Raw genomic sequence first — 15,650 nt, 5'->3', positions numbered from 1 at the left:
TGCCATGGCTGCCACCACCGACGTCGTGCCCGACGCCGCCACCTTCCGCGCCCTGGCCAAGGACCGCCGGGTCATCCCCGTCACCCGTCGCTTCCTCGCCGACGGGGACACCCCCGTCGGCCTCTACCGCAAGCTCGCCGCCGAGCGGCCCGGCACCTTCCTGCTGGAGTCCGCCGAGAACGGCCGCACCTGGTCCCGCTACTCCTTCGTCGGGGTCCGCTGCGCCGCCGCCCTCACCGTCCGCGACGGCGCCGCCCACTGGCTGGGCACCCCGCCCGTCGGCGTGCCCACCGACGGCGACCCGCTGGCGGCGCTGCGCGCCACCGTCGAGGCCCTGCACACCCCGCGCGACCTCATCGAGGGCGCCGGCCTGCCGCCGTTCACCGGCGGCATGGTCGGCTACCTCGGTTACGAGGTGGTGCGCCGCCTGGAGAAGATCGGCGAACACCCCGGCGAGCGGGCCGACTTGGGCCTGCCCGAGCTGACCATGCTGCTCACCTCGGACCTGGCCGTCCTCGACCACCGCGACGGCACCGTCCTGCTCATCGCCAACGCCATCAACCACAACGACCTGGAGACCGGCGTCGACGAGGCGTACGCGGACGCCGTCGCCCGCCTCGACGCCATGACCGCGGACCTGCACCGCCCCGTGCCCTCCGAGCCCGCGCCGCTGCCCGCCGCCGAGCTGCCGGAGTACGTCCGCCACTGGGGCGGCCCCGGCTACATGGCCGCCGTCGAGGACATCAAGGAGCGCATCCGCGCCGGCGAGGCCTTCCAGGTCGTACCGTCCCAGCGCTTCGAGGCGCCCTGTCCCGCCTCGGCGCTGGACGTCTACCGGATGCTGCGGGCCACCAACCCCAGCCCGTACATGTATCTGTTGCGCTTCGACGGGTTCGACGTCGTCGGCTCCAGCCCCGAGGCGCTGGTCAAGGTCGAGGACGGCCGGGCCATGCTGCACCCCATCGCCGGCACCCGGCCGCGCGGCGCCACCCCGCAGGAGGACGCCGCGCTCGCCGAGGAGCTGCTCGCCGACCCCAAGGAGCGCGCCGAGCACCTGATGCTCGTCGACCTCGGCCGCAACGACCTCGGCCGGGTCTGCGAACCCGGCAGCGTCGAGGTCGTCGACTTCATGTCGATCGAGCGCTACAGCCACGTGATGCACATCGTCTCCACCGTCACCGGCCGCCTCGCCCCCGGCCGCACCGCCTTCGACGTCCTCACCGCCTGCTTCCCCGCCGGTACGCTCTCCGGCGCCCCCAAGCCCCGCGCGATGCAGATCATCGAGGAGCTCGAACCCGCCCGCCGTGGCCTGTACGGCGGCTGCGTCGGCTACCTGGACTTCGCCGGCGACTCCGACACCGCCATCGCCATCCGCACCGCCGTGCTGCGCGCCGGCACCGCCCACGTCCAGGCCGGCGCCGGCGTCGTCGCCGACTCCGACCCCGTCGCCGAGGACACCGAGTGCCGCAACAAGGCCGCCGCCGTGCTGCGCGCCGTGCGCGCCGCGGAGCTCCTCACCCGGCCGGGGGCACCGGCGTGACCCCGGCTGCGCGGCCCCCTCGGCGGCAGGGGACACTGGAGGGGTGAGCGCAGCCGTACCCCACCCCCGTCCGCAGCCCGACGCGACGCGCCCCGGCCGCGCGGCCCGGCGCAGCGTCGGCGCCGCGCTGGTCCTCACCGCCGCCGGTGCCGCGCTCGTCCTGCTCGCGGGCGGGCGCACCTGGCTGACCGGCAGTGCCGAGGGCGCCGAGAACGCCACCGTCGAGCACGTCACCGGCCAGGACGTGAGCGGCGTCCCCGGCGCCCTGGCGATCGTCGGCCTCGCGGCGCTCGTCGCCGTCTTCGCCGTACGCGGCGTCGCGCGGATGTTCGTCTCCGCCCTGCTGGCCCTGTGCGGCGCCGGCATCGCCGTCCTGTGCCTCCTCGACCGCGGCGACACCGCCGCCCTGGAGGAGAAGGCGTCCCGCTCCACCGGCCTGGCCCGCACCGCCGTCGAGCACGTCACCCACAGCTCCTGGCCGTGGGTGTCGCTGGCCGGCGGCGTCCTGATCCTGCTCGCCGGGCTGCTGGCGCTGCGGCACGGCCGGCACTGGCCCGCGATGTCCGGCCGCTACGAGCGCGACGGCACGCCGCGCCCGCGCCGCGCCCGCAAGGCGCCGGATCCGGAGCGGCCCGAGGAGCTGTGGAAGGCGTTCGACCGCGGCGAGGACCCCACCGGCGACGCCTCGCCCCGCCAGTCCTAGCGCGGGACACGGCCACCCCACGTCGAGACGGTCACGGGCCGTCAGGGACAATGACCGCGAGGGTCACGCGCCCGCGGGCGCGACTCAGCGAGCCCCATACAACGAGGAGTCACATCATGTCGGGCAGCGCCCACCACGACATCATCCCCCGGGTCCACCACGGGAAGACCCCGGCCGCCTGGACCGGCGTCGTCATCGCCTTCGTCGGCTTCTGCGTGGCCAGCGCGTTCTGCGTCATGGCCAAGCCGGTGGGCTTCTGGGCCGGCGTCGGCCTGTGCCTCCTCGGCGCCGTCGTCGGCGGGATCATGAGCATGATGGGCCTCGGCTCGCGCCCCAAGCGCACGGAGACCCGGAAGGGCTGACGCCGCCGCCCGGCCCTCCTCCACGGCGCGGCCCCGGCCCGTACGCTCCCCCGTACGCGCCCGGGGCCGCGCCGTCGCGCGCCGAAGCCGGCCCGCCGCCCCGGCCCGACTGCCTCCCTGGCCCTGGCCCGGCCGGGCGTCCGACTCCGGCGCGTCACCGCCGCCGTCCCTGACCCGCCGGGCCGCCGCCCGGACGTACGCCCCCGGCTGCGTCCGCGCCGGGTGCGGATCAGACTCGCGGTGTGAGGGAATCCGCCGCCGTGCGCCGGCTCGGTGCGCCGCTCGGGGTGGCCGGGCTGGTGGCCGCGGGCGCTGTTCTGGTCGGGGTCGTCGATCCGTACGTGCCGGGGCACTATCCGGCCTGTCCGCTGCTGCGCCGGACGGGGGTGTACTGCCCGGGCTGCGGCGGGCTGCGCGGGCTGCACGCGCTGGTGCACGGCGACCTGGCCGCGGCCGTACACGCGAACGCGCTGGCCGTCGTGGGGTACGCGGTCTTCGTCCCGCTGTGGGTGCTGTGGTGCGTGCGTGCCGCGCGCCACGGCGGCGGGCTGCCGCTGCGGGTGACGCGCGGCCGGGGATGGGCCCTCACCGCCGTGGTGCTGGCGTTCACGGTGGTGCGCAACCTGCCCTGCGGGGCGGCGCTGGCGCCCTAGGACGGGCCGTCGTCAACCGGATGCGCGACCTCGGTCCACGGCCAAGTACCATCACAGTGTGCTGGTGGGGTGAGTACGAACCGCATCAGCGAGGACCACCGAGCCCGGAAGGGGGCCGCTCGCGTGAGTGTGCTCGACGAGATCATCGACGGAGTCCGTGCCGACCTCGCGGAGCGGCAGGCGCGGGTGAGCCTCGACGAGCTCAAGGAGCGCGCGGCGAAGGCCCCGCAGGCCAAGGACGGCGCCGCCGCGCTGCGCGGCGAGAACGTCTCGGTGATCTGCGAGGTCAAGCGCTCCAGCCCGTCCAAGGGCGCGCTGGCCGCCATCGCCGATCCCGCCGGGCTCGCCGCCGACTACGAGGCGGGCGGCGCGTCCGTCATCAGCGTGCTGACCGAGCAGCGCCGCTTCGGCGGCTCGCTCGCCGACCTGGAGGCCGTCCGCGCCCGGGTCGACATCCCCGTCCTCCGCAAGGACTTCATCGTCACCGCCTACCAGCTGTGGGAGGCCCGCGCCCACGGCGCCGACCTCGCCCTGCTGATCGTCGCGGCGCTGGAGCAGGAGGCGCTGGTCTCCCTGGTCGAGCGCGCCGAGTCCATCGGGCTGACCCCGCTGGTCGAGGTGCACGACGAGGAGGAGGCCGAGCGGGCCGTCGCCGCCGGCGCCCGCGTCATCGGCGTCAACGCGCGCAACCTCAAGACCCTGGAGGTCGACCGGGGCACCTTCGCCCGGGTCGCCCCGGAGATCCCGGACGGCATCGTCAAGGTCGCCGAGTCCGGCGTCCGCGGGCCGCACGACCTCATCGCCTACGCCAACGACGGGGCCGACGCGGTCCTGGTCGGCGAGTCCCTGGTGACCGGCCGCGACCCCAAGGGCGCCGTGGCCGACCTGGTCGCCGCGGGCGCCCACCCGGCGCTGCGGCACGGGCGGGGCTGAGGCCGGATGGGCCACCGCCGCGTCCGCCGCACGGCGCCGGGCCACCGCCCGGCGCCCGTCGCGGTGCCCGCGGCCGGGCCGTCGGCCGGTGACGCCTATGCGCGGCTGGCGCGCGGCTGCCGCCCGCGCGGCTGCCGCGCGCCCGCGCGGCGCGTCCGGGGCCGGCGGGTGCGGTACCACATCGGGTGCGAGCCCGGGCAGATCAACGGGATGCGATGGCGCGGCGGCCGCACGCCGTAACCGTCATCGCGGCCGGGCGCGGCGCGCTCAGCGCCGGCCCGTCGCCCTTCCCGTTCACAGGAGTCCCCCGTGCCTTCTGATTTCTTCCTTCCCGACCCCGAGGGCCAAGTCCCCACCACCGCGGGCTACTTCGGCGCCTTCGGCGGCAAGTTCATCCCCGAGGCGCTCGTCGCCGCCGTCGACGAGGTCGCCGCCGAGTACGAGAAGGCCAAGGCCGACCCGTCCTTCGCCGCCGAGCTCGACGACCTCATGGTCAACTACACCGGCCGCCCCAGCGCCCTCACCGAGGTGCCGCGCTTCGCCGAACACGCCGGCGGCGCCCGGGTGTTCCTCAAGCGCGAGGACCTCAACCACACCGGCTCCCACAAGATCAACAACGTGCTGGGCCAGGCCCTCCTCACCAAGCGGATGGGCAAGACCCGCGTCATCGCCGAGACCGGCGCCGGCCAGCACGGCGTCGCCACCGCCACCGCCTGCGCCCTCTTCGGCCTCGAGTGCACCATCTACATGGGCGAGGTCGACACGGAGCGCCAGGCGCTCAACGTCGCCCGCATGCGGATGCTCGGCGCCGAGGTCGTCGCCGTGAGGTCCGGCAGCCGCACCCTCAAGGACGCCATCAACGAGGCGTTCCGCGACTGGGTCGCCAACGTCGACCGCACCCACTACCTCTTCGGCACCGTCGCCGGCCCGCACCCCTTCCCGGCGCTCGTCCGCGACTTCCACCGGGTCATCGGCGTCGAGGCCCGCCGGCAGATCCTGGAGCGCGCCGGCCGGCTCCCGGACGCCGCGCTGGCCTGCGTCGGCGGCGGCTCCAACGCCATCGGCCTCTTCCACGCCTTCCTCCCCGACGCCGGCGTCCGCCTCGTCGGCTGCGAGCCCGGCGGCCACGGCGTGGAGACCGGCGAACACGCCGCCACCCTCACCCAGGGCACCCCCGGCATCCTGCACGGCTCCCGCTCCTACGTCCTCCAGGACGAGGACGGCCAGATCACCGAGCCCTACTCCATCTCCGCCGGCCTCGACTACCCCGGCATCGGCCCCGAGCACTCCTACCTCAAGGACACCGGACGGGCCGAGTACCGCGCCGTCACCGACGACGACGCCATGCAGGCGCTGCGCCTGCTCTCCCGCACCGAGGGCATCATCCCCGCCATCGAGAGCGCGCACGCGCTCGCCGGCGCGCTGGAGGTCGGCCGCGAACTCGGGCCGGACGGCCTGCTGTTGGTCAACCTCTCCGGGCGCGGCGACAAGGACATGGACACGGCGGCCCGTTACTTCGGGCTCTACGACGAGGGGGTCGCGAAGTGACCGGGACCATCGGCCTGTTGAACGACGTCCTGGCCGGGGCCAGGGCGGAGAACCGCGCCGCGCTCGTCGGCTACCTCCCCGCCGGCTTCCCCACCGTCGACGACGGCGTCCGCGCCATGACCGCCATGATCGAGGGCGGCTGCGACATCGTCGAGGTCGGCCTGCCGCACAGCGACCCCGTCCTCGACGGTCCCGTCATCCAGACCGCCGACGACATCGCCCTGCGCGGCGGCGTGCGGATCGCGGACGTGATCCGCACGGTCGGCGAGGTGCACCGGGCCACCGGCGCCCCCATCCTGTGCATGACCTACTGGAACCCGGTCGACCACTACGGCGCCGAGCGCTTCGCCGCCGACCTCGCCGCCGCCGGGGGAGCGGGCTGCATCCTGCCCGACCTGCCGGTCGAGGAGTCCGACGCCTGGCGCAAGGCCGCCGAACAGCACGGCCTCGCCACGGTCTTCGTCGTCGCCCCCAGCAGCCGCGACGAGCGGCTGGCGAAGATCACGGCGGCGGGCTCCGGCTTCGTCTACGCCGCCTCGCTCATGGGCGTCACCGGCACCCGCGAGTCCGTCGGCCGCGAGGCCCAGGACCTGGTGCGCCGCACCCGCGCGGTGACGGAACTGCCGGTCTGCGTCGGCCTGGGCGTCTCCGACGCCGCCCAGGCCGCCGAGGTCGCCGGCTTCGCCGACGGCGTCATCGTCGGCTCGGCCTTCGTCAAGCGGCTGCTGGACGCGCCCGACCCCGACTCCGGCCTCGCCGCCGTCCGCGCCCTCGCCGGTGACCTCGCGGCGGGCGTGCGCCGGCACGGGTAGCGCCGGGCACGGGTAACGCCGACACACGTCACCCGTTCGAAGGAATCCGCGATCGGGGGTGCGCTGGCCCGCACCCCCGGTTCGTTTACGGGGACGTGAGCCAGAAGAACACCGACGGAAAGCGCACCGCCCGCGAGCGGCTGCAGGAACAGCGCCTCAGGGACGAGGCCCGGGACAGACGCCGGCGGGCCCTGATCGCGGGCGCCGTGGTGCTCGGCGTGCTGGGCGCCGGCGGGGGCGTCGCGGCGCTGGTCGCCGGCTCCGGGGGGAAGGAGAGGACGGCGGCCGCCGGCCCCGCCGTACCACCCCAGGGCGCCCTCGGCAAGGACGGCTCGACCATCCCGGTCGGCAAGAAGGCCGCCAAGGCCACCCTCACCGTCTACGAGGACTTCCGCTGCCCCGCCTGCGCCCTCTTCGAGAACGCCTACCGCGAGACGATCCACGACCTCGAGGACGAGGGCAAGCTGCGCACCGAGTACCACATCGTCACGCTCATCGACAAGAACCTCGGCGGCAAGGGCTCCCTCACCGCGGCCAACGCGGCCGCCTGCGCGCAGGACGCCGGCAAGTTCTCCGCGTACCACGACGTGCTCTACAAGAACCAGCCGCCCGAGACGAACGACGCCTTCGCCGCCACGTCCCGCCTCTACGAACTGGCGGGCCAGGTGCCCGGGCTCAACACCCCCGGCTTCCAGAAGTGCGTGGACGACGGCACCCACGAGAGCTGGGTGCGGCAGTCCCACGAGGCGTTCCGCAAGCTCAAGCTCAAGGCGACGCCGACCGTGCTGCTCAACGGCAAGAGCATCTACGGCGACCCCGCCCATCCGCTGACCTCCGCGAAGCTGCGGGAAATGACCGTCGCGGCGGCGAAGGGGCACTGAGACTCTTCCGCCGCCCCTGTTACGCAGCCGTTGTCCCGGGTGGGTTGCCGCGTATGCCGCCCGGCAGGGTAGCGTCGGTGGTGCCATGAATCTCGCATACATCCCCAGCCCGTCGACCGGTGTCCTCCACCTGGGCCCGATCCCGCTGCGCGGCTACGCCTTCTGCATCATCATCGGCGTCTTCGTCGCCGTCTGGCTCGGCAACCGACGCTGGGTCGCCCGCGGCGGCCGGGCCGGGACCGTCGCCGACATCGCCGTCTGGGCCGTGCCCTTCGGCCTGGTCGGCGGCCGGCTCTACCACGTGATCACCGACTACGAGCTGTACTTCGGCGAGGGCCGGAACTGGGTCGACTCCTTCAAGATCTGGGAGGGTGGCCTCGGCATCTGGGGTGCGGTGGCGCTGGGCGCGGTCGGCGCCTGGATCGGCTGCCGCCGCCGGGGCATCCCGCTGCCGGCCTGGGCCGACGCGGTCGCCCCCGGCATCGCCATCGCCCAGGCGATCGGCCGCTGGGGCAACTGGTTCAACCAGGAGCTCTACGGCAAGCGGACGGACGTGCCGTGGGCGCTGAAGATCGACGCCGATCCCGCGATCGGGCGGGTCGCCGGCACGTACCACCCGACCTTCCTGTACGAGTCGCTGTGGTGCCTGGGCGTCGCCGCCCTCGTCATCTGGGCGGACCGCCGCTTCAAGCTGGGGCACGGGCGGGCCTTCGCGCTGTACGTCGCGGCGTACACGGTGGGGCGCTTCTGGACGGAGTACCTGCGGGTGGACGAGGCGCATCACGTGCTGGGCCTGCGGTTGAACGGGTGGACGTCGATCCTGGTGTTCCTGGCGGCGGTCGCGTACATCGTGGTGTCGTCGCGGAAGGTCCCCGGGCGGGAGACCGTGGTGGAGCCGGGGGCCTCGGAGGACGCCGCCGCGGAGGACGGCGCGTCCCCGGAGAAGGCGGAGCCGAAGCCGGCGAAGTAGCGGGGTTCCCTCCGGGGGCGACGCGGCCGCGCCGCGTTCGTCCTCACCCGCGGGCAAACCCCCTGGTCAGAGCAGTAAGTTCGGCCTTCCTTGCTAGCGGATCACCCGCATTCGTGCGTACCTTCGACCCAGCGGTGCCCCCCGGAGGGGCGCCCCTGCCCGAAGGAGCACACACCCACCATGGCTGTCCTCGACAACGTCGCGGCCACACACATCGCCCACCGCGACAACCACACGCACCGTGACGTGAACGGCGGCTGGCTGCGCCCCGCGGTCTTCGGGGCGATGGACGGTCTGGTCTCGAACCTGGCCCTGCTCACCGGCGTCGCCGGCGGCGACGTGTCGTCGCGGACGATGGTGATCACCGGGCTCGCCGGTCTCGCCGCGGGCGCGTTCTCGATGGCCGTCGGCGAGTACACCTCCGTCGCCTCGCAGCGCGAACTCGTCCTCGCCGAGCTGGACGTGGAGCGCCGAGAGCTGCGCCGGCACCCCGGCGCGGAGCAGGAGGAGCTGGCCGAGCTCTACGTCTCGCGCGGTGTGGAGCCGGAGCTCGCGCGGGAGGTCGCGCGGCAGCTGTCGCGCGACCCGGAGCAGGCGCTGGAGATCCACGCCCGCGAGGAGCTGGGCATAGACCCGTCCGACCTGCCGTCGCCGATGACCGCCGCCCTCGCCTCGTTCGGCTCATTCGCGCTGGGCGCGCTGCTGCCCGTGCTGCCCTACCTCCTCGGGGCCGCCGCGCTGTGGCCGGCCGTGCTGCTGGCGCTCCTCGGCCTCTTCGCCTGCGGCGCCGTCGTGGCCCGGGTGACGGCCCGGTCGTGGTGGTTCAGCGGGCTGCGGCAGCTCCTGCTCGGCGGGGCGGCGGCGGGGGTGACCTACCTGCTGGGTCTTGCCTTCGGCACCGCCGTCGGGTGATGCTTTTGCGGGGCACCGCATAACGTGCAGGTTTCGGCCCTGTTTCAACCCTCCGCCGGCAGGGCACACCTAACCAAACCCGCGGGCAGTGCCGCTCGCACAGCCAGTTCGGCAGGGTGAATCCACCCGAAGTGTCCACATAGTGGGATATGCCTTCCGCATCGCGGGAGCCGGTGTGTAACCTGCACGAAATTTCGCGGAGGGCCAGCGTCGTCCCTCGGCACATGCACCGACATGACTGCCAAGACGACGACGGGAGCGCCGATGCGTTCTGCATCCCACCCCGCCCCGCAGGGGATGTACGACCCTCGCCACGAACACGACGCCTGTGGCGTCGGCTTCGTCGCGACCCTGACCGGCGAGGCGAGCCACGCCCTGGTGGACCGGGCGCTCACCGTCCTGCGCAACCTGGAGCACCGCGGCGCGACCGGCTCCGAGCCCGACTCGGGGGACGGCGCCGGGATCCTCGTCCAGGTCCCGGACGCGTTCCTGCGCGAGGTCGTGGACTTCGCGCTGCCCGAGCCGGGCGCGTACGCCGTCGGCATCGCCTTCCTCGGCACGGAGGCGGAGATGCCGCGCATCGAGGCGATCGCCGCCGAGGAGGGCCTCGCCGTCCTCGGCTGGCGCGACGTCCCCGTCGCCCCCGAGCTGCTGGGCAGCTCGGCGCGGGCGACGATGCCGGAGTTCCGGCAGCTCTTCGTCGCGGACGGCGTCGCGGACGGGGAGGGGCGGAGCACCGGAATCGCCCTGGACCGCAAGGCGTTCGTGCTGCGCAAGCGCGCCGAGCGCGAGGCCGGGGTCTACTTCCCGTCGCTCTCCGCCCGGACCCTAGTCTACAAGGGCATGCTGACCACCGGCCAGTTGGAGCCCTTCTTCCCGGACCTGTCCGACCGCCGCTTCGCCACGGCCATCGCCCTGGTCCACTCCCGCTTCTCCACCAACACCTTCCCGAGCTGGCCGCTCGCCCACCCGTACCGCTTCGTGGCGCACAACGGCGAGATCAACACCGTGGGCGGCAACCGCAATTGGATGCGGGCGCGTGAATCGCAGCTCGCCAGCGGCCTGTTCGGCGACGGCCCGCTGGAGCGGATCTTCCCGGTCTGCACCCCGGACGCCTCCGACTCCGCCACCTTCGACGAGGTCCTCGAACTCCTCCACCTGGGCGGGCGTTCGCTGCCGCACAGCATCCTGATGATGATCCCGGAGGCCTGGGAGAACCACGCCTCCATGGACCCGGCACGGCGCGCCTTCTACCAGTACCACTCCACACTGATGGAGCCCTGGGACGGCCCGGCCTGTGTGACCTTCACCGACGGCACCCTCGTCGGCGCCGTTCTCGACCGCAACGGCCTGCGGCCGGGCCGGTACTGGGTGACGGACGACGGGCTGGTCGTCCTCTCCTCCGAGGTCGGCGTCCTCGACATCGACCCGGCGAAGGTCGTCCGCAAGGGCCGCCTCCAGCCGGGGAAGATGTTCCTGGTCGACACCGCCGGGCACCGCATCATCGAGGACGACGAGATCAAGGCGTCCCTCGCCGCCGAACAGCCCTACCAGGAGTGGCTGGAGGCCGGTCTCATCGACCTGGAGGACCTGCCCGAGCGCGAGCACATCGTCCACACCCACGCCTCCGTCACCCGCCGCCAGCAGACCTTCGGCTACACCGAGGAGGAACTGCGCGTCCTCCTCGCCCCGATGGCCCGCACGGGCGCCGAGCCGATCGGCTCGATGGGCACGGACGCGCCGATCGCCGCGCTCTCCGAGCGGCCGCGGCTGCTCTTCGACTACTTCACCCAGCTCTTCGCCCAGGTCACCAACCCGCCGCTGGACGCCATCCGGGAGGAGCTGGTCACCTCCCTGGTCTCCTCGCTCGGGCCGCAGGGCAACCTGCTGGAGCCGACGGCCGCGTCCTGCCGCAGCGTCACCCTGCCGTTCCCCGTCATCGACAACGACGAGCTGGCCAAGCTCATCCACATCAACGCCGACGGCGACCTGCCCGGCCTCAAGGCCGTCACGCTCTCCGGCCTCTACCGGGTCTCCGGCGGCGGCGCCGCGCTGGCCGCCCGGCTGGACGCGATGTGCGCCGAGGCGGACGCGGCCATCGCCGACGGCGCCCGGCTGATCGTCCTCTCCGACCGGCACTCCGACGCCGAACACGCCCCGATCCCCTCGCTGTTGCTCACCTCGGCGATCCACCACCACCTCATCCGCACCAAGCAGCGCACCCGGGTGGGCCTGCTGGTCGAGGCCGGCGACGTGCGCGAGGTGCACCACGTGGCGCTGCTCATCGGCTACGGCGCCGCGGCCGTCAACCCGTACCTGGCGATGGAGTCCGTCGAGGACCTCGTCCGCGCCGGCACGTCCTTCCAGGACCAGCCCGGAATCGAGCCGGAGCGGGCGATCCGCAACCTCATCAGGGCGCTCGGCAAGGGCGTCCTCAAGGTGATGTCCAAGATGGGCATCTCCACCGTCGCCTCCTACCGCGGCGCCCAGGTCTTCGAGGCCGTCGGCCTCGACGCCTCCTTCGTGGACACCTACTTCCACGGCACCACCACCAAGATCGGCGGCATCGGCCTGGAGGTCGTCGCGCGGGAGGTCGCAGCCCGGCACGCCAAGGCCTACCCGGCCACCGGCATACCCGCCACGCACCGCAGGCTGGAGATCGGCGGCGAGTACCAGTGGCGGCGTGAGGGCGAGCCCCACCTGTTCGACCCCGAGACCGTCTTCCGCCTCCAGCACGCCACCCGCGAGCGGCGCTACGACATCTTCCGGCAGTACACGGCCCGGGTGAACGAGCAGTCCGAGCGGCTGATGACGCTGCGCGGCCTGTTCTCCTTCGCGTCCGACCGCGAGCCCGTGCCGCTGGACGAGGTCGAGCCCGTCGCCGAGATCGTCAAGCGCTTCTCCACCGGCGCCATGTCGTACGGCTCCATCTCCCGCGAGGCGCACGAGACCCTGGCCATCGCCATGAACCGGCTGGGCGGCAAGTCCAACACCGGCGAGGGCGGCGAGGACCCGGAGCGGCTGTACGACCCGGCGCGCCGCTCCGGCATCAAGCAGGTGGCGTCCGGGCGCTTCGGCGTCACCAGCGAGTACCTGGTCAACGCCGACGACATCCAGATCAAGATGGCGCAGGGCGCCAAGCCCGGCGAGGGCGGCCAGCTGCCCGGCCACAAGGTCTACCCGTGGGTGGCGAAGACGCGGCACTCCACGCCGGGCGTGGGGCTGATCTCCCCGCCGCCGCACCACGACATCTACTCCATCGAGGACCTCGCCCAGCTCATCCACGACCTCAAGAACGCCAACCCGGCCGCCCGCATCCACGTCAAGCTCGTCTCCGAGGCGGGCGTCGGCACGGTCGCCGCCGGGGTGTCGAAGGCGCACGCGGACGTGGTGCTGGTCTCCGGGCACGACGGCGGCACCGGCGCCTCGCCGCTGACCTCCCTCAAGCACGCGGGCGGCCCCTGGGAGCTGGGCCTGGCCGAGACCCAGCAGACGCTGCTGCTGAACGGGTTGCGCGACCGCATCGTCGTCCAGGCCGACGGCCAGCTCAAGACCGGCCGCGACGTGCTGATCGCCGCGCTGCTCGGTGCCGAGGAGTTCGGCTTCGCGACCGCGCCGCTCGTCGTCTCCGGCTGCGTCATGATGCGGGTCTGCCACCTGGACACCTGCCCGGTCGGCATCGCCACCCAGAACCCGGTGCTGCGCGAGCGGTTCGCCGGCAAGGCCGAACACGTGGTGAACTTCTTCGAGTTCATCGCCCAGGAGGTCCGCGAACTCCTCGCGGAGCTGGGCTTCCGCACCCTCCAGGAGGCCGTCGGCCACGCCGAACTGCTGGACGTGGAGCGGGCCGTGGACCACTGGAAGGCCCAGGGCCTGGACCTGGCGCCGCTGTTCCACGTCCCCGAACTGCCCGACGGCGCCGTCCGGCACCGGGCCGTCGCCCAGGACCACGGGCTGGCCAAGGCGCTCGACAACCAGCTGATCAAGCTGGCCGCCGACGCGCTCGACACCGTCGGCGACGAGGAGCCCCAGCCCGTCCGCGCCCAGCTGCCGATCCGCAACATCAACCGGACCGTCGGCACGATGCTCGGCCACGAGGTGACGCGGAAGTTCGGCGGCGCCGGACTGCCGGACGACACCATCGACATCACCTTCACCGGCTCCGCCGGCCAGTCCTTCGGCGCCTTCCTGCCGCGCGGCGTCACCCTGCGCCTGGAGGGCGACGCCAACGACTACGTCGGCAAGGGCCTCTCCGGCGGCCGGATCGTCGTCCGCCCCGACCGGGCCGCCGACCACCTCGCCGAGTACTCCACCATCGCCGGCAACACCCTCGCCTACGGCGCCACCGGCGGCGAGATGTTCCTGCGCGGCAGCGTCGGCGAGCGGTTCTGCGTCCGCAACTCCGGGGCCACCGTGGTCTGCGAGGGCGCCGGCGACCACGGCTGCGAGTACATGACCGGCGGCCGCGCCGTCGTCCTCGGCCCGACCGGGCGCAACTTCGCGGCCGGTATGTCCGGCGGCGTCGCCTACGTCGTCGACCTGGACGTGCGGAACGTCAACCGGGAACTGGCCGGTGCCGTCGAGCCGCTGGACGACGCCGACCGGCGGTGGCTGCACGGCGTGGTGCGCCGCCACCACGAGGAGACCGCCTCCACCGTCGCGGCGGCGCTCCTCGCCGACTGGGACGCGGCCGCGGACCGCTTCCGCAAGGTCCTCCCGACCACGTACAAGGCAGTGCTCGCCGCCAAGGACGCCGCCGAGCGAGCCGGTCTCCCCGAGACCGAGACCCACGAGAAGATGATGGAGGCGGCGACCCATGGCTGACCCGAAGGGCTTCCTGACCACCGACCGCGAGGGCGCCCCCTCCCGCCCGGTCGCCGAGCGCGTCCGCGACTGGAACGAGGTGGCCGTCCCCGGCGCCCTGCTGCCGATCATCAGCAAGCAGGCCGGGCGCTGCATGGACTGCGGCATCCCGTTCTGCCACAACGGCTGTCCGCTGGGCAACCTCATCCCCGAGTGGAACGACTACGCCTGGCGCGAGGACTGGCGGGCCGCCAGCGAGCGGCTGCACGCCACCAACAACTTCCCGGAGTTCACCGGGCGGCTGTGCCCCGCGCCCTGCGAGTCGGCGTGCGTGCTGGGCATCAACCAGCAGCCCGTCACCATCAAGAACGTCGAGGTCACCATCGTCGACAAGGCGTGGGCCGCCGGTGACGTCACCCCGCAGCCGCCCGAGCGGCTCTCCGGCCGCACCGTCGCCGTCATCGGCTCCGGCCCGGCCGGCCTCGCCGCCGCCCAGCAGCTGACCCGCGCCGGGCACACGGTGGCGGTGTACGAGCGGTCCGACCGCGTCGGCGGGCTGCTGCGGTACGGCATCCCCGAGTTCAAGATGGAGAAGCGGCACATCAACCGGCGCATCGAGCAGATGCGGGCGGAGGGCACCAAGTTCCGCACCGAGGTGGAGATCGGCCGCGACATCGACGCGGCGAAGCTGCGCGGGCGGTACGACGCGGTGGTCATCGCGGCCGGCGCCACGACGTCGCGCGATCTGCCCGTCTCCGGGCGGGAGTTGAAGGGCGTCCACTTCGCGATGGAGTACCTGCCCGTCGCCAACAAGGTGCGCGAGGGCGACTACGTCGCGCCCACCATCACCGCCGAGGGCAAGCACGTCGTCGTCATCGGCGGCGGCGACACCGGCGCCGACTGCGTCGGCACCGCGCACCGGCAGGGCGCCCTGTCCGTCACCCAGCTGGAGATCATGCCGAGGCCGTCGGAGACCCGGCCCGCCGGCCAGCCCTGGCCGACGTTCCCCCTCCTCTACAAGGTCACCTCCGCCCACGAGGAGGGCGGCGAGCGCGTCTACTCCGTCTCCACGACCCGCTTCGAGGGCGACGAGGACGGCAACGTGCAGTGGCTGCACCTGGTCGAGGTGGAGTTCACCGGCGGCAGGCTCGAACAGAAGCCGGGCACCGAGCGCCGCATCCCCGCCCAACTGGTCACCCTGGCCATGGGCTTCACCGGGACGGACCGCGAGAACGGCCTCGTCGAGCAGCTCGGCCTGGAGCTGGACGAGCGCGGCAACGTCGCGCGCGACGCCGACTTCGCCACCAACGTCCCCGGCGTCTTCGTCGCCGGCGACGCGGGCCGCGGCCAGTCGCTGATCGTCTGGGCCATCGCCGAGGGCCGCTCCGCCGCCCGCGCCGTCGACCGCTATCTGACGGGCAGCAGCACCCTGCCCGCCCCGATCCGGCCGACGGACCGGGCGCTGGCCGTGTGATCACGCCGGGGCGGAAGGCCGCGTGGCCCCCGGGGAGAGGGGGACACGCGACCCCGCCC

General features: G+C 73.5%; 13 protein-coding genes. All 13 read left to right on the top strand.

Features of this window, described 5'->3' with window-relative positions; all coding sequences use genetic code 11:
• Window positions 1-4 precede the first annotated feature (4 nt).
• The 13 genes from AC230_RS08320 to AC230_RS08260 all read left to right on the top strand — a co-directional run bounded on the left by AC230_RS08320 (window position 5) and on the right by AC230_RS08260 (window position 15,591).
• The gene (locus AC230_RS08320; RefSeq protein ID WP_049715426.1) at window positions 5-1,540 is read left to right on the top strand and encodes an anthranilate synthase component I; all 1,536 of its coding nucleotides are present in this window, start codon (window positions 5-7) and stop codon (window positions 1,538-1,540) included.
• Window positions 1,541-1,583: 43 nt separating this feature from the next.
• Window positions 1,584-2,243 carry a TIGR02234 family membrane protein gene (locus tag AC230_RS08315; RefSeq protein ID WP_049715425.1) on the top strand — a complete coding sequence of 220 codons (660 nt, stop codon included), beginning with the start codon at window positions 1,584-1,586 and terminating at the stop codon, window positions 2,241-2,243.
• Between the two features lie 116 nt (window positions 2,244-2,359).
• A complete protein-coding gene (locus AC230_RS08310) occupies window positions 2,360-2,605 on the top strand; it encodes an HGxxPAAW family protein (RefSeq protein ID WP_049715424.1) in 246 nt (81 codons plus the stop codon).
• A 242-nt stretch (window positions 2,606-2,847) separates the two neighbouring features.
• Window positions 2,848-3,258, top strand: a complete 411-nt coding sequence (locus tag AC230_RS08305; RefSeq protein ID WP_053161087.1) for a DUF2752 domain-containing protein — start codon at window positions 2,848-2,850, stop codon at window positions 3,256-3,258.
• A gap of 123 nt (window positions 3,259-3,381) precedes the next feature.
• Complete coding sequence (gene trpC, locus AC230_RS08300; RefSeq protein ID WP_049715422.1) at window positions 3,382-4,191, top strand: indole-3-glycerol phosphate synthase TrpC; 810 nt, start codon at window positions 3,382-3,384, stop codon at window positions 4,189-4,191.
• 6 nt (window positions 4,192-4,197) lie between these two features.
• Complete coding sequence (trpM, locus tag AC230_RS33515) at window positions 4,198-4,431, top strand: tryptophan biosynthesis modulator TrpM (protein ID WP_049715421.1); 234 nt, start codon at window positions 4,198-4,200, stop codon at window positions 4,429-4,431.
• 69 nt (window positions 4,432-4,500) lie between these two features.
• Window positions 4,501-5,739 (top strand): tryptophan synthase subunit beta, encoded by a 1,239-nt coding sequence (gene trpB, locus AC230_RS08290; protein ID WP_049715420.1) that lies wholly within the window; start codon window positions 4,501-4,503, stop codon window positions 5,737-5,739.
• Entirely contained in the window at window positions 5,736-6,551 is an 816-nt protein-coding gene (trpA, locus tag AC230_RS08285) for a tryptophan synthase subunit alpha (RefSeq protein ID WP_049715419.1), read from the top strand. Before trpB ends, trpA begins: the two co-directional genes overlap by 4 nt.
• 95 nt (window positions 6,552-6,646) lie before the next feature.
• Window positions 6,647-7,432 (top strand): DsbA family protein, encoded by a 786-nt coding sequence (locus tag AC230_RS08280; protein ID WP_049715418.1) that lies wholly within the window; start codon window positions 6,647-6,649, stop codon window positions 7,430-7,432.
• Window positions 7,433-7,517: 85 nt separating this feature from the next.
• Window positions 7,518-8,402 carry a prolipoprotein diacylglyceryl transferase gene (lgt, locus tag AC230_RS08275; protein ID WP_049715417.1) on the top strand — a complete coding sequence of 295 codons (885 nt, stop codon included), beginning with the start codon at window positions 7,518-7,520 and terminating at the stop codon, window positions 8,400-8,402.
• A 180-nt stretch (window positions 8,403-8,582) separates the two neighbouring features.
• Complete coding sequence (locus AC230_RS08270; protein WP_049715416.1) at window positions 8,583-9,314, top strand: VIT1/CCC1 transporter family protein; 732 nt, start codon at window positions 8,583-8,585, stop codon at window positions 9,312-9,314.
• Between the two features lie 264 nt (window positions 9,315-9,578).
• Complete coding sequence (gene gltB / locus AC230_RS08265; RefSeq protein ID WP_078871070.1) at window positions 9,579-14,138, top strand: glutamate synthase large subunit; 4,560 nt, start codon at window positions 9,579-9,581, stop codon at window positions 14,136-14,138.
• Window positions 14,131-15,591 carry a glutamate synthase subunit beta gene (locus tag AC230_RS08260; protein WP_049715414.1) on the top strand — a complete coding sequence of 487 codons (1,461 nt, stop codon included), beginning with the start codon at window positions 14,131-14,133 and terminating at the stop codon, window positions 15,589-15,591. The genes gltB and AC230_RS08260 overlap by 8 nt, the downstream gene beginning before the upstream one ends.
• Window positions 15,592-15,650 lie beyond the last annotated feature (59 nt).

The organism is Streptomyces caatingaensis (genome assembly GCF_001187435.1).
Taxonomy (GTDB): domain Bacteria; phylum Actinomycetota; class Actinomycetes; order Streptomycetales; family Streptomycetaceae; genus Streptomyces; species Streptomyces caatingaensis.
The sequence above is the reverse complement of the archived record's forward strand: the minus strand, read 5'-3'. Positions and strand labels throughout refer to the sequence as shown.

What these genes read in the sequence shown, in the direction of transcription:
- AC230_RS08310 (WP_049715424.1), top strand. Translation starts at nt 2,360, where the DNA reads ATGTCGGGCAGCGCCCACCACGACATCATCCCCCGGGTCCACCACGGG.
- lgt (WP_049715417.1), top strand. Translation starts at nt 7,518, where the DNA reads ATGAATCTCGCATACATCCCCAGCCCGTCGACCGGTGTCCTCCACCTG.
- AC230_RS08260 (WP_049715414.1), top strand. Translation starts at nt 14,131, where the DNA reads ATGGCTGACCCGAAGGGCTTCCTGACCACCGACCGCGAGGGCGCCCCC.
- AC230_RS08320 (WP_049715426.1), top strand. Translation starts at nt 5, where the DNA reads ATGGCTGCCACCACCGACGTCGTGCCCGACGCCGCCACCTTCCGCGCC.
- gltB (WP_078871070.1), top strand. Translation starts at nt 9,579, where the DNA reads ATGCGTTCTGCATCCCACCCCGCCCCGCAGGGGATGTACGACCCTCGC.
- AC230_RS08270 (WP_049715416.1), top strand. Translation starts at nt 8,583, where the DNA reads ATGGCTGTCCTCGACAACGTCGCGGCCACACACATCGCCCACCGCGAC.
- trpM (WP_049715421.1), top strand. Translation starts at nt 4,198, where the DNA reads ATGGGCCACCGCCGCGTCCGCCGCACGGCGCCGGGCCACCGCCCGGCG.